Origin of the sequence: Phyllobacterium sp. CL33Tsu, assembly GCF_900113985.1 — a bacterium.
Taxonomy (GTDB): domain Bacteria; phylum Pseudomonadota; class Alphaproteobacteria; order Rhizobiales; family Rhizobiaceae; genus Phyllobacterium; species Phyllobacterium pellucidum.
Window position 1 is genome coordinate 215,695 of the sequence record NZ_FORJ01000005.1, and the last position, 19,109, is coordinate 234,803.

Genomic DNA, 19,109 nt, shown 5'->3' on the forward strand with positions numbered 1-19,109 from the left:
CGGCGACTTATTCCTGCCCGATAAATCCGCCCGACTGGCGCGCCCAGAGCCCGGCATAAAGCCCGTTGGCTGCAACCAGCTCGGCATGCGTTCCGCTCTCGACGATGCGGCCCTCGTCCATGACGATCAGGCGGTCGAGAGCCGCGATGGTCGACAGGCGGTGGGCAATCGCAATGACGGTCTTTCCTTCCATCAGCCGGTAGAGGCTTTCCTGTATCGCCGCCTCGACTTCCGAATCGAGCGCCGAGGTCGCTTCGTCGAGGATCAGGATCGGCGCATCCTTGAGCATGACGCGTGCGATGGCGATGCGCTGGCGCTGCCCGCCCGATAGTTTGACGCCGCGCTCGCCGACATGGGCATCAAGACCGCGACGGCCCTTGGGATCAGTCAAGGTGTCGATGAACGCCTCCGCCTGGGCATTGATCACTGCATCGCGCATCATGTCGTCGGAAGCGTCGGGCCGGCCATAAAGGATGTTGTCGCGGACCGAACGATGCAGCAGCGACGTGTCCTGGGTGACCATGCCGATATGGGCGCGCAGCGAATCCTGCGTGACATTGGCGATGTCCTGGCCGTCGATGAGAATGCGGCCACTTTCGACGTCAAAGAAACGCAAAAGCAGGTTGACGAGCGTCGACTTGCCGGCGCCTGAGCGGCCGACAAGGCCGATCTTCTCGCCCGGCCGCACATGCAGGGAAAAATCGTCGATGACGATCCGTGCCGACTCGTAGTGAAATCGGACGTTCTCGAACGTGATTGCCCCATCCGTCACGGTGAGTTGCTGGGCTCCGGGCTTGTCGACGACGCTGACGGGGCGCGCGAGGAGTTCCATGGAATTCTGGATCGTGCCGTAATTGCGAAGCAAGCCATTGAGGTTGGCCATCATGCGCGTCAGAAGCATGCTTAGCCGCAACACAAGACCCAGCGTGAAAGCAACCTCGCCGGACGAAATCTCGCCCTTCAGCCAAAGATCGATCGACAGCGCCGCCACGACGCAGATCATCGCACCGCTTGTGCTGGCGAGCGAAATGCGAATGCCGCTCAAACCCCGCGTCAGCGACATGATCGCGACCAGCCAGCGATCCATGCCGCGGCGCATATAGGCATCGTCGCGCTGTGTAGTGCCGAAAAGCTTCAGCGTCTGGATATTGCTGTAGCCATCGACGAGCCGACCCATGACCAGCGAGCTCATTTCGGCGGTATCGCGGGCGGCCTTGCGCACGCGCGGCAGGAAATAGCGGGCGGTGAAGCCGAAAACGACGAGCCACACGCCGACGACTGAAGCCAGCCGCCAATCGAGGCGGCCGATGAGAAAGAGTGTCGTCGCGCAATATACAAGGCTGAACCACACTGCCTGCAGCAGCGTCACCATGAAATCGCCAAGCGCCTGTCCCGCGGCCCAGACCTTGGTGACGATGCGGCCGGAAAAATCGTTCTGGAAAAATGCAAGGCTCTGCCGGTACACGACGCTGTGAGCCTGCCAGCGGACGAGATTGTTGAAACCCGGCACGATCGCCTGCTCCTCGACGAGGGCAGCAAGGGAAAGCACGAGCGTTCGCCCAAGAAACACAGCAAGCAGCATCAAGAGCAGCGCGACACCGTGGCGGTCGATAACACCCTGCCAGCCTTCGGCGCGATCGGTGGAGGCGAGGATATCGATGATCTTGCCGACGAACCAGAAGAGCCCGGCCTCGAATAGGGCAATCAGCCCGCCGCAGACGAGCATCGCCAGGAAAACGTACTTCTCCTGTCGGACATAGAACCACATGAAGGCGAGCGACTGGTTCGGAACCCGTTCCGCCGGCGCACTGGCATAGGGATCGACCCAGCTCTCGAACAGGCGGTAAAGGCGTGTCATTCAACCTGCATTGCGTTGAAAAATCATCACGATGATGAAACCAATGGGCGAAGGGCCACCATCGGTTGAGTCCCGCGATGCGTCAAATTAAACTTCGGTTACCGGAAACTCTTCATGGCTTGGCTTCTCACCCTCCCCCTTGTGGGGAGGTTCGAACCGCAGGTTCGGGGTGGGGGGCTTGATCAGAAGTCGGGCTTAAAAGAAGGCAAGCAAGTCCCCTCCCGGCTGCTGCGCAGCCACCCTCCCCCCAGGTGGGAGGACAGGAACTCAGCCCTACTCCGCCGCTTCCTGATCGTCGAGCCCGAGGAACCCGCCGGACTGGCGCGCCCAAAGCCCCGCATAGATCCCGTTTGCGGCGATGAGATCGTCGTGGCTGCCGCTCTCGACGATCTTCCCCTTGTCCATCACGACAAGGCGGTCCAGCGCCGCAATGGTCGAAAGGCGATGGGCGATGGCAATGACGGTCTTTCCCTGCATGAGCCGATAAAGATTGTCCTGTATCGCTGCCTCGACTTCCGAATCGAGCGCCGAGGTCGCCTCGTCCATGATCAGGATCGGTGCGTCCTTCAACATGACGCGGGCGATGGCGACACGCTGGCGCTGACCACCGGAAAGCTTGACGCCGCGCTCGCCGACATGAGCTTCGAAACCCCGGCGGCCCTTGGGATCGGTCAGTTCCTCGATAAAGCCATCGGCCTGTGCATTGCGCACGGCCTGCCGCATCAACTCATCCGATGCATCGGGTCGGCCATAGAGCACATTGTCGCGCACCGACCGGTGCAGCAGCGATGTATCCTGTGTGACCATGCCGATATTCGCCCGCAACGAATCCTGGGAGACTTTCGAAATGTCCTGACCATCGATCAAAATGCGCCCGCTCTCGAGGTCGTAAAAGCGCAGCAGCAGGTTGACGAGCGTTGACTTGCCGGCGCCCGAGCGGCCAACGACGCCGATCTTTTCGCCGGGCCGGATATCCAGCGAGAGCTTGTCGATGATCCCCGCACCTTTGCCGTAGTGAAAGCCAATGGCGTCGAAAGTGATCGCGCCCGATTTCACGACGAGCTCGGGCGCATTCGCAACGTCCGGCACCAGGCGCGGCAGCGAAATCGAGGTGATACCGTCTTCCACCGTTCCGATATTTTCGAACAGGGCGGACATTTCCCACATGATCCACTGCGACATGCCGTTGAGGCGCAGGACCAATCCGATCCCGACGGCAACGGCGCCGACGGAAATGGCCGAGTCCAGCCACAGCCAGATGGCGATGCCGCCCACCGAAAACAGCAGGAGACAGTTCATGGCATAGAGGCAAAAGTGGAAGCTCGTCACCATGCGCATCTGGCGATGCACGGTGCCGAGAAAATCCTCCATTCCTTCGCGCGCGTAGCTTTCTTCGCGCTTCGAGTGCGAGAAGAGCTTGACCGTGGCGATATTCGTATAGCTGTCGACGATCCGGCCGGTCATGGTCGAACGGGCGTCCGCCTGCCGTTCCGAAATGATGCGGATTTTCGGAATGAAGTAGCGCAACAGTCCGATATAGGCGAGGAGCCAGACGACGAATGGCAGCATCAGCCGAAGGTCGGCCGCTGCCGCGATGATCAGGGTGCCGCTGAAATAGACGATGACATAGTTGAGAACGTCGAGCAGCTTCATCACCGCTTCGCGCACCGCGAGCGAGGTCTGCATCAGCTTCGTCGAGACGCGCCCGGCAAACTCGTCCTGGAAAAACGTCATCGACTGGCGGATCAGGTAGCGATGCACCATCCAGCGGATACGCATCGGATAGTTGCCAAGCAGCGTTTGATGGATGACGAGCGAATCGATCAAGACGATGCCGGGCATGACGACGAGGATCACGCCGGCAATCAGCGCCAGCTTCCAGCCCTCTTCGGAAAGGAAGGTCTCGCGCGAGTGGTTCGACAGCCAGTCGACGATATTGCCCATGAAGGCGAACATCGACACTTCGAGCACGGCGATCAGGGCTGTGCAAACGGCCATGACGGCGATGAATGGCCACACGCCGCGCGTATAATGCAGGCAGAACGCCACGAGCGATCTGGGTGGCTCACTGGGCTCGGCTGGCGGAAATGGTTCGAGCCTCTCTTCAAACCAGCGAAACATTTTCAACCTCGTAAACACCTGTCCTGATCACGGTAGCGGACCGCGAGCCGGTCGTTGGGATACTGCTTGGGACACACATGGAAAACACCTGCAAACGCGAAGATCGGCGGTTTGCGGCTCTTGTCGTAAAGACGGAATTTCTAATTAGGGAGAACCGACACGCAACCGCAAAGGCAACCGGACATCGTCCAGTTTGGAAGAAGTCGCATCAATTTTGGCATCGACACCTCCAAGTTAGCGTTGCGGTTTGCTTCCTATAGCGATTATGAACGCAAAAGGCGAGAGGCCATCGCTATGGAGCCGTAAGTATTGACCAACGCATCAGTGGACCTTCGCATCGCCCTTTATCAGCCGGACATTCCAGGCAATACCGGAACGATACTGCGTATGGCAGCGTGTTTCGGGATCGCGGTCGATGTGATCGAGCCGGCGGGTTTTGACCTTTCCGACCGGGCGTTGAAGCGTGCTGGCATGGACTATCTCGAACAGGCGGCGTTGACGCGTCATGCCAGCTGGGCGGATTTTCAGGCGTGGCGGCTTGCCGCAAAACGGCGGCTGCTGCTCTTCTCGACGAAAGCTGCGGTGCCCTATACGAAGTTCGCCTTTGAACCCGGCGACATCCTGCTGCTTGGACGCGAATCCGCCGGCGTTCCCGATGAAGTCCATCAAGCCGCCGATGCGCGGTTGATCATTCCGATGGTCGAGGGCGCGCGCTCGCTCAACCTTGCGCTGTCCGCGGCCATCGCCGCAGCTGAGGCACTGCGGCAATTTCAAGCTTAAAAAAACGAATCCGCCGGCCATTTCTACCCGGCGGACCCTAGGTTTTCAGTCGGACAGAATTAGTTGATCTGTTCGGCCTTGCCGCCTTCCCACTTGTAGAAGACGAATGCCGGCGTGGTGAGATCGCCGGTGCTCGAGTAGGTCAGGTCGCCCACAACGGTCGAAAGCGGCTCGCCCGACTTGATCTTTGCTGCGACTTCCGTTGGCTCGACCGAACCTGCCTTCTCGATGCCGCCTGCGATGATCTGCATGGCCGCATAGGCGTTAAGCGTGAAGGCTTCCGCCGGGATGTTCTTCGCCTGGAGAGCCTCGACGACCTTGGCGGCGGCTGGGTTCTTCGTCGGGTCGGCGCTGTTGGTGAACAGCGTGCCGGCTGCAGCGTCACCGCCGATTGCCCAGTATTCCGTGTTCGAAAGACCGTCCGGCCCGATGATCTGGGCCTTTACGCCCTGATCATGCAACTGGCGGGCGATCAGACCACCTTCGGCATGATAGCCGCCGAAGTAGATCACATCGGCCTTTTCCGACTTGATGCGGGTGATGAGAGCGCTGTAGTCCTTTTCGCCGGCATTGATGCCTTCGAAGACGACTTCAGTGACGCCGCCCTTGTTGAGAACCGACTTCAGGCCATTGGCGATGCCGGTGCCGTAGGGTGTCTTGTCATAGACGATGGCGATGCGCTTGTCCTTGAAGTTGTCGAGCATGTACTTGCCGGCAACATCGGCCTGCTGGTCGTCGCGGCCGCAGGTGCGGAACACGGTTTCGAGGCCCCGTGTGGTCAGATCCGGCGTTGTCGCGGTCGGCGTGACCATGATGATGCCGTTTTCGGCAAGAACGTCCGATACCGGCATGGCAACGCCGGACGTAACCGGTCCGACAATGAACTTGATGCCTTCGCCGACGACCTGGTTGGCGACCGACACGCCCTGCTTGGGTTCGCCCGCATCGTCAAAGATCTTGGTGACGATCTTTTCGCCCTTGATGCCGCCCGCCGCATTGATGGCCTCGGCAGCGCTTTCGGCGCCATTCTTCACCTGCAGGCCGTAGGCGGCGACAGGACCGGTGACCGGCGCGATAATGCCGACGACGATATCGGCCTTGGCGAACGACGTCATCGCCATGACGGCAGCCAACGCCACGCCAGAGATCAACGATAAGCGCATAGTTTCCTCCTTGGATTTTTTGTGCATCCGAACGACTGTCCGGGGCTGCGCAGAGTTCTAGTGACTTTGGAAATGGCTGTCAGCAACGATTGCTTGGATTTTGGCGCCTACTGACGAAAAATTGAAAAATCTTGCAAACTTGCGGCGATTTTCGACCATATCGATCAATTTCTTGAAAAATATCATCAATTTTATTGCTGAATCGACAGTTTTGGCGCTTCTCTTACCAAAAGCTAATCCGCGTTGGGCAATCTGCGCATTGTAAATTCGATGATATCACCCGGCCGCTCTTGCCAGCTTTCGATCTCGGTCCAATAGGCGGCCTTTGGGAATTGCTCGAACCATTCGCGGGCTTTTTCACGGGCTGCCAGTCGCGGCAGGCGGAAGCTTTCGCGAACGAACGCGCCGCGTTGCTGGCCGGCGTCACGGCGGCTTTCCTTGAGCTGCTTGCGCAAGCCCTCGAGCGGTGGCTTGGGGAATTGCGACCTGGGCGCTTTGGAGACCATTCTTTGAGCCCTCACTCAACGCTTTACACTGTAAACTTATGCAGTGTTGTTGCGGAAAACGAGTCATTTTTTGGAGATCGGCGGATTGAGTAAACGCCCCTTCCCTTTGTCTTTTCGATGTTGTGATATGTCCGCATAAACAAAGGATTCTTTGCCATGGACCGCCCTGACATTCCCGCCGCTCTTCCCGATGCACTCGACGACAAGAAAGCCGCAGCCACAGCCTGGTTTACGGAGATCCGTGACAAGATCTGCGCCTTGTTCGAACGGTTGGAGGACGAACTGGAAGGCCCTCTGTCGGATCGCGCCGCTGGCCGCTTCGAGCAGACGCCCTGGCAACGTGACGATGGCAAGGGCGGCGGCGGCATCATGTCGCTCATGCATGGCCGGGTCTTCGAGAAGGTCGGCGTCCACATTTCGACGGTTCACGGCGAGTTCTCGCCGGAATTCCGCAAGCAGATACCCGGCGCCGATGAAGACCCGCGCTTCTGGGCGTCCGGCATTTCGCTGATCGCACATCCGCAAAGCCCCTACGTGCCGGCGGTTCACATGAATACGCGTATGGTGGTGACGACCCGCCAGTGGTTCGGCGGCGGCGCCGATCTGACGCCGGTGCTCGATCGCAAGCGGAGCCAGGAGGACGCGGACACGGTCGCCTTCCAGAAGGCGATGAAGTTCGTATGCGACAAGCATTCCGCCGTTGCCGACTATGACAAGTTCAAGGCCTGGTGCGACGAATATTTCTACCTGCCGCATCGCAAGGAACCCCGTGGTACCGGCGGAATATTCTATGACTGGCTGCATTCGTCGGACGAGAGCGGCGGATGGGATGCCGACTTCAACTTCACCCGCGATGTCGGCCGGGCTTTTTCGGTGGTCTATCCCTATTTGGTGCGCCAGAACTTCAACAAGGACTGGACCGACGCCGATCGCCAGGAACAACTGGTGCGTCGCGGCCGCTACGTCGAGTTCAACCTTCTCTATGATCGCGGCACGATCTTCGGCCTCAGGACAGGCGGGAACGTGGATTCGATCCTTTCTTCGATGCCGCCGGCGGTCAAATGGCCATGAACGGGAAATTTGAGGGATCAAAAACAGGAATGATGCGTTAACATGCTTCCTTGGCGCGGTTGATTGTCCGCGCCTGATCGAGCGCGTCAAGCATATGTTTGCGGGCTCACAACAGGGAGAGAAAGCCATGAAAGAACTTCATTGCATTGTTCCCGGTTGCCAGTGGCATACACGTCACGAAACCGAAGCTGAAATCATCCGCCGCGCCAGCGAGCACTTGCGCGAAACCCATGGTGAAACGGTCATTCGCGAATCCATGCTCGAAACGATCAAGGCAAACATCCAGCCCGAAAAGGGTAAAGCCGCCTGATCAGGCCTTTCCCGCATGGTGGGGAATTCTCGCCAGCAGTTCATCGCGCTCGAGGCTGAACCCGGACTCGATCCAGTCGTCCTCGAGCGCGCGTTGCACCTTGCCGACATCAGGACCCTTCGAAAGGCCCGCCGTCACGAGGTCGCCGCCTGATAAGGGAAATTTCGGCCGCGCATAATCCTTGAGGTAATCTAGAAGGCGCGACAGGTTGCCGGCGCGGAACATGGCCGCATCGTCACTCGCCGCATCGTTACGGGCGGAGGCAAGGGCGAGCCTCAGGCGATCCTCCATACCCTGCACGTCGCTGCGATAGAGTCGCTTTGCAAAGCCGGTCTCGGATATCTCGGGATGTGGCGGCACCGTCGCGGCAAAAGCCGCAAGGCGGTCGCGCTCCTGATTGGAGAGTTTGAGCCGAACGGCAAGCTCCGCCAGCCGCTCCGTGTTCGGCGGCACCATGCTCGCAAGACGCAACATCGGGTCGGCCTCCCATCCGAGTGCCTGTTCGGTCTGGACGAGGCCATGGATGGCATCGATGCCCCACTTTTCCGTCTCCGGCAGCACAGTCGTCAGAACACCCGCCTGCCGCATCCACAAAAGGGCGCGCGACGGGTCCGGCGCTGAGAGAAGCTTCTTCAGTTCGGACCAGACACGCTCGGCCGAAAGGCGCGAAAGTCCGCTTTTGAGGCGCGCGCAGGCCTTCAGCCCCTCCGTTTCGGGCCGGCCCTTCCCGTACCACGCAAAGAAGCGGAAGAAGCGCAATATGCGCAAATAGTCCTCACGGATACGCTGTTCCGGATCGCCTATGAAGCGTAAGGTCTGGCTCTCGATGTCGGCTAGACCGCCGACAAGATCAACGATTGTGCCATCGGCCTCGACATAAAGCGCGTTGATCGTGAAGTCGCGGCGTTCGGCATCGACCTGCCAGTCCTTGCCGAACGCAACTTCCGCGTGACGCCCGTCGGTTTCGACGTCAGCGCGCAAGGTCGTCACCTCATAGGGACGTCCCTTGGCGACGACTGTGATCGTGCCATGAGCTATACCCGTAGGGACTGCCCTGAACCCCGCACCCTCCGCGCGCCGCAACGTTTCCTGAGGCAGGCAAGTCGTCGCGATGTCGATATCGCTTACTGGTTGCCCGAGCAGCGTATTGCGCACGGCGCCGCCAACGACGCGGGCGCCCTCGCCCCCGACCGAAAGCGCTGCCAACAGAACTTGCAATTGCTCGTTGGTAAGCCACGGCGCCTTGCCTGAAATGGACTTTATATCGCTCAAGAATAGAGCCTTTCATAAAGAGTACGAATGATGCCGGCCGTCACGCCCCAGATAAAGCGATCGCCGAACGGCATCGTATAGTAGAACCGCTCCTGATCCTGCCACATGCGGCTTTCGCGGCGATGGTTTGCCGGGTTCATCAGGAACGACAGCGGCACCTCGAATACATCGGCAACCTCGTCCGGATTAGCCGCGATTTCGAAAGGCGGGTGGACAAGGCCAAGAACCGGAATGATCGAGTATCCGGTGGTCGTCAAATAGCGCGGCAGGCGGCCGAGCAGTTCGACATGCCGCCCTTCGAGCCCGATTTCCTCATGCGCCTCGCGCAGCGCCGCCTTTTCCGGCTCGTAATCATCTTCGGGATCGATGGCGCCTCCCGGAAACGCCACCTGGCCCGAGTGCTTGCGCAGGCTGGTCGTGCGCAATGTGAGAATGACGCTTGCCTCGTCACCGCGGTCAACGATAGGGACGAGCACCGCCGCATCGCGCAGCGGTTTTGTGGCAATCAGCGCATCGAGGCCCGGATTGAGCCGGTGATCGCCATGGTCGTCGTCGAGCCGCTCATTGCCCTTGAGCGCGACGCGACGTGCGAACGCGCGGGCCGAAAACCCCTCATCGAGCGGGTCGGCTGAGGTCATCGACTTTGCATCTCAAGTTTGCCCGACGGCATGATCGGAAACACAACGCCCCTGGAGCGAACCGCGAACATCGATTTGCCGTCGACAACGATATCTTCGCCATGGTTGACGAGATCGTACATCACGGCACGGGCTAGCAAGGCTTCGAGCCGCCCGCGGACCAGCAAGTATGGCTTCAGCCCGCCATTCTCGGCATCGACCACAAAGCGAAGCGGGTTTTCGGCGCCCGCCTCGGCAATATCGCCGACATTGGTGCGGAAGGTCATGACCTGATCGTCGCCCGAGCCGGAAACATTGAGCTCGACCGCAAGGAAGGGCGCATCCTCGACGCGGATCCCGACCTTTTCCACCGGGGTGACGAGATAGGTCTTTCCGTCGGCATCCTTGCGCAGGACTGTCGAAAACAGGCGCACGAGAGGCTGTCTGCCGATCGGCGTTCCCATATAGAACCAAGTGCCGTCGGCCTTGATCTCCATGTCGAGATCGCCGCAGAACTCAGGATTCCAGCGGTCGACCGGTGGCAGACCCTTGCCCTGCGCAGCGGCCCGCGAGATCAGCGCCTCAAGTCCCGCCGTATCGCGCACACTGGTTTCACGCACTGCCATAGCCCTGACCTTTTTTCTCCACCCGTCACGAAATAGTCACCGTTGGACCGCTTGTCAGCATGTCATAGTGATTTAGAGTCTTTTCACATGTCATAGTGACTTGGAGTGATTTAAGAAAGACTCTGCACATATACCAGCGGCGAGGTAAATCGATGACGATGATTAAACCAGAGGTGGCGTCCGATCCAAAGGCGATGGTCGCCGAGGCCGAGAAAGCGCTGGCCGATATCGCCAAGATCAGGAGCGGCATCGGAACGGTCATCTTCGGCCAGGAGAGCGTCGTCGAGCGCACCCTCGTAGCCCTTCTCGCCGGCGGACACGCCCTGCTCGTCGGTGTTCCCGGCCTTGCCAAGACCAAGCTGGTCGAGACGCTCGGAACGGTACTTGGACTGGACGACCGCCGCATCCAGTTCACGCCGGACCTGATGCCATCCGACATTCTCGGCTCCGAGATCATGGAGCAGGACGACAATGGCAAGCGCTACTTCCGTTATGTCAAAGGTCCGATCTTCGCCCAGCTTCTCATGGCCGACGAAATCAACCGCGCCTCGCCGCGCACCCAGTCGGCGCTGCTGCAAGCCATGCAGGAATATCACGTGACCGTCGCCGGCGAACGGCACGACCTGCCGCGCCCCTTCCACGTGCTCGCGACCCAGAACCCGCTGGAGCAGGAAGGCACCTATCCGCTTCCCGAGGCTCAGCTCGACCGCTTCCTCATGCAGATCGACATTCTTTACCCCGAGCTCGAAGCGGAGCGCCGCGTGCTGCTTGAGACCACGGGGACCTCCGAGGCTTCCGCAGCTCGGGTGATCGACGCCGAACGTCTTCTCGAGATGCAGCACCTGATCCGCCGCATGCCGGTACCCGAAGGCGTGGTCGACGCCATTTTGACTCTTGTCCGCTCGGCGCGCCCCGGCGCCGACAACGACATTGCCAGGAAGTTTATCTCCTGGGCACCGGGTCCCCGCGCCAGCCAGGCGCTGATGCTCTGCGCCCGCGCCCGCGCCCTTTATGACGGTCGTCTCGCTCCATCGGTCGATGACATCAAGGCGCTCGCCGAACCTGTCCTCCAGCACCGCATGGCCTTGACGTTTGCGGCCCGCGCCGACGGCATGAACGTGCGCGATGTCATCGCAAATGTGACCAAGGTTGCCCTCTGATGGCAGCAATCGGCACGCAAGTCCGGCGAACCGAGACAGGCGACGCGCTTGCGCGCGCCCGTCAACGTGCCGCCTTGCTGCCGGACCTCCTCGTCGAGGTCCATCGCATTTTGAATACGGTGAATACCGGCTGGCACGGTCGCCGCAAGAGCGGCGTTGGTGAGAGCTTCTGGCAATTTCGTCCCTATACTGATGGTGAGGCCGTCTCGCGCATCGATTGGCGCAGGTCCGCCCGCGATGATCGCACCTACATCCGCGATCAGGAGTGGGAGGCGGCCCACACCGTCTGGCTTTGGGCCGATCCTTCACCATCGATGCTGTTCAAATCCGAACAGGCGCAAGTCTCGAAGGAGTCGCGGGCGCTCGTGATGGTGCTCGCATTGGCGGAATTGCTCTCGCGCAGCGGCGAACGCATTGCCTATCCCGATATTTCCGACCCATCCTCGGCACGTAATGGCGCCGAGCGCCTGGCAACCCTTCTCTCGCACGCCGCCAACTTGCCGGCCAAGCCTGATCTCGACAGGGTGCGCCGTTTCTCGGATGTGGTGCTTGTCAGCGATTTCCTGGAGCCGGTCGAAGAAACGCTCGAAACCCTGCAGAAGCTCGCCCATGTCGGCGCGCGTGCGCATCTCATTGAAATCTACGATCCGGCTGAGGAAGACTTTCCCTACAGGCGCCGCACCGAATTTGTCGACCCCGAGACCGGCGCTTCACTCACTTTCGGACGGGCCGAGGACTATGCCAGCGACTATCGCAACCTGTTTTACGCCCGCCGCGAGACCTTGAGCGCCTATTGCAAGCGCATCGGCTGGAGCTACACGGTCAATCGCACTGACCGCCTCGCTTCAGAAGCGCTTGTGACGGTGCATATGAACATGACCGCCAAGATCGGCTATCAGGGTGGAGGCGTCGCATGAATGTGCTTCCCCTTGCCTTTGGCGCTCCAGCGATTCTTGCAGGATTGATCGCCCTTCCGGTCATCTGGTGGCTGCTTCGGGTGACGCCGCCCCGTCCGGTACGCGAAATCTTTCCGCCCTTGAGGATCCTGGCTCAACTCCTCAAAAAGGAAGAGACGCCGAACAAGAGCCCATGGTGGCTGACGCTGCTGCGGCTACTGCTTGCAACCCTTGTCATCCTCGCCTTGTCGGAGCCGGTGTGGAACCCACGCCCGGAAACGCTGACCGGTAAGGAACCTGTCGCGATCGTTCTCGACAATGGCTGGTCCTCGAATGAGGAATGGCCGGCGCGCAAGGAGACCGCGGAGCGCCTTATCGGCGATGCGGCGAATTCGGGCGCATTGATCTACATTCTCGGGACGGCCGAACGAGCGAACACGGATATCGGACCATTCGACGCGACCACCGCGCTCGAGCGGGTACGCGCCTTGAATGTACGGCCGATCCCTGTCGATCGTGCGGCCGCGTTCGCCCGGTTGAAAACCGCGCTTGCCGACGTTTCAGGAACCCGCATCGCCTATCTCAATGACGGTATCGATACGCCAGCGGCGGATGCTGCGTTGAAATCGCTGCAGGATGCAAAAATCGCATCGATGATCTGGTATCAGCCATCGATCAGCGCCCTCTCCGCTATCCGCCAGGCCGAAAACAGTGCCAATGGGCTGACGGTTCATGTGGTGCGACCGAGCAATGACCGTGGACCGGGCGCAGTTACCATCGGCGCCTTCGATGAAAAGGGCCGGCGCATCGCCGAAACCGGTCTGGTTTTCTCCGCAGGAGAAGCGACCGGGCAAGCGGTTATCAATGCGCCATACGAACTGCGCAACGACTTTCACACCCTGCGCATCGACGGGACGGCGCAAGCCGGCGCGACTTTCCTCATCGACGACAATAACAAACGCCGCCGCGTTGCGTTGCTTTCCGGCTCGGATGCGGACCTGTCGCAGCCCCTGCTCTCTCCGCTCTACTACATTTCAAGGGCGCTTGAGCCCTTTGCCGATCTCCTGCGGCCGCGCAATGCCGAACTCGTGCGCGCCGTTCCAGAATTGCTCGAACAAAAGCCATCGGTCGTGATCATGGCGGATATCGGAAAATTGCCGCCCGAGACCGAGCGCCTGCTTTCCGACTGGGTCAATAATGGCGGCACCCTGATCCGCTTCGCCGGACCCCGCCTTGCCGGCAGCGACGACGATCCGCTGCTTCCGGTTACGCTGCGCAAGGGCGAGCGCTCGCTTGGCGGCGCCCTTTCCTGGAAAGAATCGCAGCCGGTCGCGGCGTTCCCGGACAACGGTCCCTTTGCGGGTCTTCCGACCCCGCAGGACGTGACGGTAACGCGGCAGGTCCTCGCCGAGCCGTCCTCGGACCTTTATGACAAGAGCTGGGCCAACCTCGCCGACGGAACGCCGCTTGTAACCGGTGAAACACGCCAGCGTGGCCAGCTGGTGCTGTTTCATGTCACGCCCGAGGCGACCTGGTCGAATTTGCCCATCAGCGGCAGCTTCGTTGATATGCTGCACCGCCTAGTTGCCCTTTCGCGCAATGCGGGTCCGGCAGCCAATGGCAACGGCGCCAGCGCGTCCCGGGCCCTGCCGCCATACCTCCTCCTCAATGCCGAGGGCGGGCTCATGCCGCCCACAGGTGACGCAAAGCCATTGATCACCAAGCCAGGTGAAACACCACAGGTTAGTTTCGACAATCCTCCCGGCTTCTACGGAGTGGAAGACGCGATGTCGGCACTCAACCTTTTCCGGCCCGATGGGGAGATCAAGCCGCTGGCCCGACCCGATATGTCATTCCCGGTCACCACGGCGCGCTATGCGGTCGATGAATCGCTGCCGCTGCGCGGCCCGCTCTTCGCGCTGGCAGCATTGCTGCTGATCGCCGATGCCCTGGCCATCCTCTGGCTCGGAGGCCATCTGCGCCGCCGCTATCGCACGGTGGCTGCCTCGCTCGCGATTCTGCTCTTACCCGTTCTTTTTGCGATCGCTCCTTCGCCAGCCCATGCGCAGCAAAACGACAGCAAGCCCGGCGACGAGGCCATCATCGAGGCGGTAAACGCCACCCATCTTGCCTATGTGATCACCGGTGACAGTGCGGTCGACGATATCAGCAGGGCCGGCCTTGCCGGGCTCTCGCGGGCACTCGCCGACAGCACGGCGCTGGAGCCGGGCGAGCCGGTCGGCGTCAATCCGGCAACGGACGAGCTTGCCTTCTATCCGCTCATCTACTGGCCTGTCGATGCGGCTGCGCGCATGCCATCGCCTGAAGCCATCGCCAAGATCGACGCCTATATGCAGCAGGGTGGAACGGTGCTCTTCGACACGCGCGACCAGGATGCGGCGGCTGTGAGTTTCGAGAACGCCACCACGCCCTCGAACCAGCGATTGCGCGATATCCTTGCCGGCCTCAACATTCCGCCACTCGAGCCGGTGCCCAGCGATCACGTTTTGACCAAGTCCTTCTATATTCTGCAGGATTTCCCCGGCCGCTACCGCGGCAGCCCGCTTTGGGTGCAGGCGTCGCTTTCCACCGAGGCAAGGTCGGACCGGCCCGTGCGCGCTGGCGACGGCGTGACCCCAATCATGATTACAGGCAATGATCTTGCCGGTGCATGGGCTATCGATGCCAGCGGCTCGCCCATGTTTCCGACCATTCCCAACGATCCGATGCAGCGCACCTATGCCTTCCGCACCGGGATCAACATCGTCATGTACATGCTTACCGGCAACTACAAGTCCGACCAGGTGCATGTGCCGGACCTGCTTGAGCGCTTGGGGAATTAGCCATGTACCTGTCGCTTGATTTCCAGCCGCTGCTTTCGACCACCCTGCTTGCCATTCTGCTTGTGCCATTGCTCGCCTTGACGCTGGCGGGCATCTATTTTCGCCAACGCGGGAGCCTCCTTCGCCTTGTCGCACTGGCCGCCTTCGCCATAGCCCTGCTCAATCCGATCGTCGTCAATGAGCAGCGCGATCCCTTGAAAAGCGTCGTCGCGGTGATCGCCGACCGCAGCCAGAGCCAAGATCTCGGCAACCGCAGCGCGGATACGGACGCCGCGCTCAAGGAGGTGCAGACCGAGCTTGCACGCCTGCCGCAATTCGAGGTTCGCACGGTCGAGACCGGACGTGCCAGCGAGAATGATGATGCCACCTCCACCCGTTTGTTTGGGGCCTTGAATGGAGCGCTGCGCGATGTGCCGCCTTCGCGCGTCGGCGGAGCGATCATGATCACCGACGGTCAGATTCATGATATTCCGGCCAACCAGGCGGGACTTGGCTTCAATGCTCCCATTCATGGGCTGATCACCGGTGTCCCCAATGAAATCGATCGGCGCATCCAGTTCGTGCGCGCGCCGCGTTTCGGCCTGACTGGAAAGCCGCAGCAGATGACCTACAAGGTCACCGCTTCGGGCGAAGCGCCGGGCGGCAGCGCGCGCGTTCATGTGCGCGTCAATGGCAACGAGACCGGCAGCGAAGATGCCATCATCGGCGAGGAAATGCCGCTTGAGGTGACGTTGTCGCGCGCCGGCGTCAATATCGTCGAGATTACCGTCGATCCGATTCCAGGCGAGCTCACGGGCGTCAACAACCGTGCCGTCGCCATGGTCGACGGTATTCGCGAAAATCTGCGGGTGCTGTTGATTTCAGGCGAGCCGCACAACGGCGAGCGGACCTGGCGCAACCTCCTGAAGTCGGACGCGTCCGTCGATCTCGTCCACTTCACCATTCTGCGCCCGCCCGAAAAGCAGGATTCGACGCCGCTTCCGGAACTCGCACTGATTGCCTTCCCGACGCGCGAGCTCTTCGTCGACAAGATCGATCAGTTCGACCTGATTATCTTCGATCGCTATCAGCATCGCGATGTGATGTCGCTGCTCTATTACGACTACATCAACGACTATGTGCAAAAGGGCGGAGCCCTGCTTATTGCAGCCGGTCCGGAATTTGCCGGCCAGATGTCGATTGCGAACACGCCGCTTCTTTCGGTGCTTCCGGCCACGCCAACTGGCAATATTGAGGAAAAAGCCTTTTATCCGCGCCTCAGCGACCAGGGTAAACGCCATCCCGTCACGCGCGGCCTTGAAGGCAGTACGCAGGAACCGCCGGCATGGAGCCGATGGTTCCGTGTAATCGATGTTAATCCACCGGAAGGCTCGGTCATCATGAACGCGGGAGACCGGCCGCTGCTGGTTCTCAACCGCATTGGCGATGGCCGGGTCGGCATGTTCCTTTCCGACCAGGGTTGGCTCTGGGCGCGCGGTTTCGAGGGCGGCGGTCCGCATGCCGCGCTCTATCGCCGGATCGCGCATTGGCTGATGAAGGAGCCGGACCTCGAGGAAGAGGCGCTAACGGCAACCGGTAATGGCCGCAATCTCGAAATTCATCGCCAGACGATGCAAAAGACTGCTGAGCCCGCCAATATCATCACGCCGTCGGGCAAGACGCGGTCGGTTCCGCTGACGGAAACCGAGCCCGGCGTCTTTACCGCCTCTGTGCCGACCGATGAGATCGGGCTCTACCAGGTTGCCAATGGCGATCTGACGACGCTTGCCCATGTCGGACCGGTCGATGCGCCGGAGTTCACCGACAATGTTTCGACACAGGCAAAACTCGATCCGCTTGCCCGCGAAACCGGTGGCGGGACGCGCCGCCTGCGCGCGGCCGCCAATCAGAGCGACATCGAGGTACCGAACATCGTTGCCTCGCGCGGCACTGCAAGCGCCAGCGGTGACAATTGGATCGGCTTGCGCCAGACCAATGAGACGGTGCTGAAGAGCGTCACCCGCCTGCCGCTTTTCTCGGGCTTCCTTGGCCTTGCAGCCATGATGCTTGTGCTCGGCGGCATGTGGTACCGCGAAGGCAGGTAAAGCTACTGGCCTGCCATTGCGGCGTGGATGACCTTGCCTTCGACATCCTGCAAAGCCCGTGGTGCGAGTTCACAAGCGAGGAACCGCGCCGGATCAACCGGCGCCGGCAATACGATCCGGTGGCCTGGTATCTGGCGGAAGCCGAAAGGCGCGTAATAGGGCTCGTCACCAACGAGGATGACGAGCTTGTGTCCGGCAACGCGCGCGGCCTCCATGCTGGTTCGCATAAGCGCAGCGCCGATGCCCTGTTTCTTCCATGCCGGCCGCACGGCGAGCGGGCCGAGAAGCATCGCCGGGGTAGTGCCGATACGGATGGGCGTCAGCCGGACCGACGCGACGACGTGTTCGCCGTTGAGCGCTACGAAGGAGAGGTTGCGATCATGCGGTCCGCCCTCGCGAATGCGATAGGCCGCCCGGGCAAACCGCCCCGGCCCGAAAGCTTCCCGGTTGATGTCTTCGATTGCAGCATCGTGCACCGGTTCTTCCGGCGCGTAGGTCACGACATGGTTCAGCATGTTGGATTTCTTTGAAGAGAGTGGTCGTTCGCCTCGGCAAATATCGCCATTGGCCAGCACAGGAGCGTCCGTCGCACGAGGCGCCGGTTCAGGTTTCATCGTCGGATGATCAGAAGTCCTGCCACAAATCTCTCCTTTTTCGTTCGCCTAACATCAATCTGTCGCGACGTAAACCAAAATCTAAACAGACATTGTCGAAGAGTTACGCTCTGTTCACCACCCGGGGGCTGAATTAACAATCCTGCAGCGCCAGCTATAGGCTCAGTAACCAATGGAGATTTGAAACGATGGGTTTGTTGATCGACGGCGTATGGCAGGACAAGTGGTACGACACCAAGGAGAGCGGCGGACGCTTTATTCGCACTGAATCGCAATTTCGCAACTGGGTGACAGCCGATGGAAGCGCCGGACCGTCCGGCCACGGCGGCTTCAAGGCGGAGCCGGGACGCTACCATCTATATGTATCCTATGCCTGTCCCTGGGCGCATCGCACGCTGATCTTCCGCGCGCTGAAGCAGCTCAAGGATGTCATTTCCGTATCGGTGGTCGACCACTTCATGGGTGCTGAAGGCTGGACATTCCTCGAACGGGATGGCGCGACCGGTGACCAGCTTTTCGGCTACGACTATCTGCATCAGGTCTACACGCGGGCCGATCTCAAATATTCAGGCCGGGTGACCGTACCGGTGCTTTGGGACAAGAAGCAGAACACGATTGTCTCGAACGAATCGTCGGAGATCATCCGCATGCTGAATTCGGCATTCGATGCCTTCGGCGATCACGCCCTGGATTTCTACCCGGAGGCGTTGCGCCAGGAAATCGATGCCGTGAACGCCCTCGTCTATCCCAACATCAACAACGGCGTCTATCGCGCCGGTTTCGCCACCACGCAGGAGGCTTATGAGGAAGCCTTCACCCAGCTTTTCGGCGGGCTCGATCAAATAGAGGCGAAGCTCGCAAAACAGCGTTATCTCACCGGCGACCGCCTGACGGAAGCTGACTGGCGCCTGTTCACGACACTGCTGCGCTTCGATCCGGTCTATGTCGGGCATTTCAAATGCAATCGTCAACGGATCGCGGACTATCCGAACCTGTCGAACTATACGCGCGAACTCTATCAGGTGCCGGGTGTCGCGCCGACGGTCAATCTCCTGCATATCAAGGCGCATTATTATGGCAGCCACCGGACAATCAATCCAACCGGTATCATCCCTGTCGGCCCGGCGCTCGATTACGGCGCGCCGCACGACCGCGACCGGTTGAAAGCGTCAGCGCCTGACTGAGGCC

The 19,109-nt window shown here is 60.5% G+C and carries 16 protein-coding genes; 8 read left to right on the forward strand and 8 right to left on the reverse strand.

The genetic code is table 11. The features are described 5' to 3' along the window. Positions 1-7: 7 nt before the first annotated feature. Positions 8-1,858: an ABC transporter ATP-binding protein gene (locus tag BM074_RS18000; RefSeq protein WP_091923842.1), complete on the reverse strand. Its 1,851-nt coding sequence runs from the start codon at positions 1,856-1,858 to the stop codon at positions 8-10. Between the two features lie 273 nt (positions 1,859-2,131). Beyond that, positions 2,132-3,979 (reverse strand): ABC transporter ATP-binding protein, encoded by a 1,848-nt coding sequence (locus BM074_RS18005; protein WP_091923844.1) that lies wholly within the window; start codon positions 3,977-3,979, stop codon positions 2,132-2,134. A gap of 324 nt (positions 3,980-4,303) precedes the next feature. Here BM074_RS18005 and BM074_RS18010 point away from each other — a divergent pair, with 324 nt between their 5' ends. Next, entirely contained in the window at positions 4,304-4,759 is a 456-nt protein-coding gene (locus BM074_RS18010; RefSeq protein ID WP_091924035.1) for a tRNA (cytidine(34)-2'-O)-methyltransferase, read from the forward strand. A 59-nt stretch (positions 4,760-4,818) separates the two neighbouring features. On the opposite strand, the gene BM074_RS18015 is transcribed toward BM074_RS18010, so the two are convergent. Next, positions 4,819-5,922, reverse strand: coding sequence for an ABC transporter substrate-binding protein (locus BM074_RS18015; protein ID WP_027233444.1), 1,104 nt, complete (start codon positions 5,920-5,922; stop codon positions 4,819-4,821). A gap of 233 nt (positions 5,923-6,155) precedes the next feature. Beyond that, positions 6,156-6,428 carry a hypothetical protein gene (locus tag BM074_RS18020; protein ID WP_027233445.1) on the reverse strand — a complete coding sequence of 91 codons (273 nt, stop codon included), beginning with the start codon at positions 6,426-6,428 and terminating at the stop codon, positions 6,156-6,158. Positions 6,429-6,584: 156 nt separating this feature from the next. On the opposite strand from BM074_RS18020, the gene hemF reads away from it, so the two are divergent. Together hemF and BM074_RS18030 are read left to right on the forward strand one after the other, a co-directional pair. Beyond that, complete coding sequence (hemF, locus tag BM074_RS18025) at positions 6,585-7,499, forward strand: oxygen-dependent coproporphyrinogen oxidase (protein WP_091923845.1); 915 nt, start codon at positions 6,585-6,587, stop codon at positions 7,497-7,499. Between the two features lie 127 nt (positions 7,500-7,626). After that, on the forward strand, positions 7,627-7,809 hold the full coding sequence (locus tag BM074_RS18030) for a DUF1059 domain-containing protein (protein WP_027233447.1): 183 nt from the start codon (positions 7,627-7,629) through the stop codon (positions 7,807-7,809). Here the strand turns inward: BM074_RS18030 and BM074_RS18035 are convergent, their stop codons facing one another. From BM074_RS18035 to BM074_RS18045, 3 genes are read right to left on the reverse strand one after another with little or no spacing between them, the layout of a single operon-like run. After that, positions 7,810-9,081, reverse strand: a complete 1,272-nt coding sequence (locus BM074_RS18035; protein WP_091923847.1) for a CCA tRNA nucleotidyltransferase — start codon at positions 9,079-9,081, stop codon at positions 7,810-7,812. It lies immediately after the preceding gene. Continuing rightward, positions 9,078-9,719: a CoA pyrophosphatase gene (locus BM074_RS18040; RefSeq protein ID WP_091923849.1), complete on the reverse strand. Its 642-nt coding sequence runs from the start codon at positions 9,717-9,719 to the stop codon at positions 9,078-9,080. The genes BM074_RS18035 and BM074_RS18040 overlap by 4 nt, the downstream gene beginning before the upstream one ends. Beyond that, positions 9,716-10,324, reverse strand: coding sequence for a DUF1285 domain-containing protein (locus BM074_RS18045; protein ID WP_091923851.1), 609 nt, complete (start codon positions 10,322-10,324; stop codon positions 9,716-9,718). The genes BM074_RS18040 and BM074_RS18045 overlap by 4 nt, the downstream gene beginning before the upstream one ends. A 152-nt stretch (positions 10,325-10,476) precedes the next feature. Here BM074_RS18045 and BM074_RS18050 point away from each other — a divergent pair, with 152 nt between their 5' ends. The 4 genes from BM074_RS18050 to BM074_RS18065 are packed head-to-tail and all read left to right on the forward strand — an operon-like array spanning position 10,477 to position 17,307. After that, complete coding sequence (locus BM074_RS18050; protein WP_091923852.1) at positions 10,477-11,484, forward strand: AAA family ATPase; 1,008 nt, start codon at positions 10,477-10,479, stop codon at positions 11,482-11,484. Further along, positions 11,484-12,401 (forward strand): DUF58 domain-containing protein, encoded by a 918-nt coding sequence (locus BM074_RS18055; protein WP_027233452.1) that lies wholly within the window; start codon positions 11,484-11,486, stop codon positions 12,399-12,401. Before BM074_RS18050 ends, BM074_RS18055 begins: the two co-directional genes overlap by 1 nt. Then, complete coding sequence (locus BM074_RS18060) at positions 12,398-15,223, forward strand: DUF4159 domain-containing protein (RefSeq protein ID WP_091923854.1); 2,826 nt, start codon at positions 12,398-12,400, stop codon at positions 15,221-15,223. Before BM074_RS18055 ends, BM074_RS18060 begins: the two co-directional genes overlap by 4 nt. Positions 15,224-15,231: 8 nt before the next feature. Further along, positions 15,232-17,307: a hypothetical protein gene (locus BM074_RS18065; RefSeq protein WP_091924037.1), complete on the forward strand. Its 2,076-nt coding sequence runs from the start codon at positions 15,232-15,234 to the stop codon at positions 17,305-17,307. Positions 17,308-17,309: 2 nt separating this feature from the next. On the opposite strand, the gene BM074_RS18070 is transcribed toward BM074_RS18065, so the two are convergent. After that, complete coding sequence (locus BM074_RS18070; RefSeq protein WP_091923855.1) at positions 17,310-17,822, reverse strand: GNAT family N-acetyltransferase; 513 nt, start codon at positions 17,820-17,822, stop codon at positions 17,310-17,312. Between the two features lie 287 nt (positions 17,823-18,109). Here BM074_RS18070 and BM074_RS18075 point away from each other — a divergent pair, with 287 nt between their 5' ends. Then, on the forward strand, positions 18,110-19,105 hold the full coding sequence (locus tag BM074_RS18075) for a glutathione S-transferase family protein (protein WP_091923857.1): 996 nt from the start codon (positions 18,110-18,112) through the stop codon (positions 19,103-19,105). Positions 19,106-19,109: the final 4 nt, after the last annotated feature.

What these genes read in the sequence shown, in the direction of transcription:
- BM074_RS18000 (WP_091923842.1), bottom strand. Translation starts at nt 1,858, where the DNA reads ATGACACGCCTTTACCGCCTGTTCGAGAGCTGGGTCGATCCCTATGCC.
- BM074_RS18005 (WP_091923844.1), bottom strand. Translation starts at nt 3,979, where the DNA reads ATGTTTCGCTGGTTTGAAGAGAGGCTCGAACCATTTCCGCCAGCCGAG.
- BM074_RS18015 (WP_027233444.1), bottom strand. Translation starts at nt 5,922, where the DNA reads ATGCGCTTATCGTTGATCTCTGGCGTGGCGTTGGCTGCCGTCATGGCG.
- BM074_RS18020 (WP_027233445.1), bottom strand. Translation starts at nt 6,428, where the DNA reads ATGGTCTCCAAAGCGCCCAGGTCGCAATTCCCCAAGCCACCGCTCGAG.
- hemF (WP_091923845.1), top strand. Translation starts at nt 6,585, where the DNA reads ATGGACCGCCCTGACATTCCCGCCGCTCTTCCCGATGCACTCGACGAC.
- BM074_RS18030 (WP_027233447.1), top strand. Translation starts at nt 7,627, where the DNA reads ATGAAAGAACTTCATTGCATTGTTCCCGGTTGCCAGTGGCATACACGT.
- BM074_RS18040 (WP_091923849.1), bottom strand. Translation starts at nt 9,719, where the DNA reads ATGACCTCAGCCGACCCGCTCGATGAGGGGTTTTCGGCCCGCGCGTTC.
- BM074_RS18045 (WP_091923851.1), bottom strand. Translation starts at nt 10,324, where the DNA reads ATGGCAGTGCGTGAAACCAGTGTGCGCGATACGGCGGGACTTGAGGCG.
- BM074_RS18050 (WP_091923852.1), top strand. Translation starts at nt 10,477, where the DNA reads ATGACGATGATTAAACCAGAGGTGGCGTCCGATCCAAAGGCGATGGTC.
- BM074_RS18055 (WP_027233452.1), top strand. Translation starts at nt 11,484, where the DNA reads ATGGCAGCAATCGGCACGCAAGTCCGGCGAACCGAGACAGGCGACGCG.
- BM074_RS18060 (WP_091923854.1), top strand. Translation starts at nt 12,398, where the DNA reads ATGAATGTGCTTCCCCTTGCCTTTGGCGCTCCAGCGATTCTTGCAGGA.
- BM074_RS18070 (WP_091923855.1), bottom strand. Translation starts at nt 17,822, where the DNA reads ATGCTGAACCATGTCGTGACCTACGCGCCGGAAGAACCGGTGCACGAT.
- BM074_RS18075 (WP_091923857.1), top strand. Translation starts at nt 18,110, where the DNA reads ATGGGTTTGTTGATCGACGGCGTATGGCAGGACAAGTGGTACGACACC.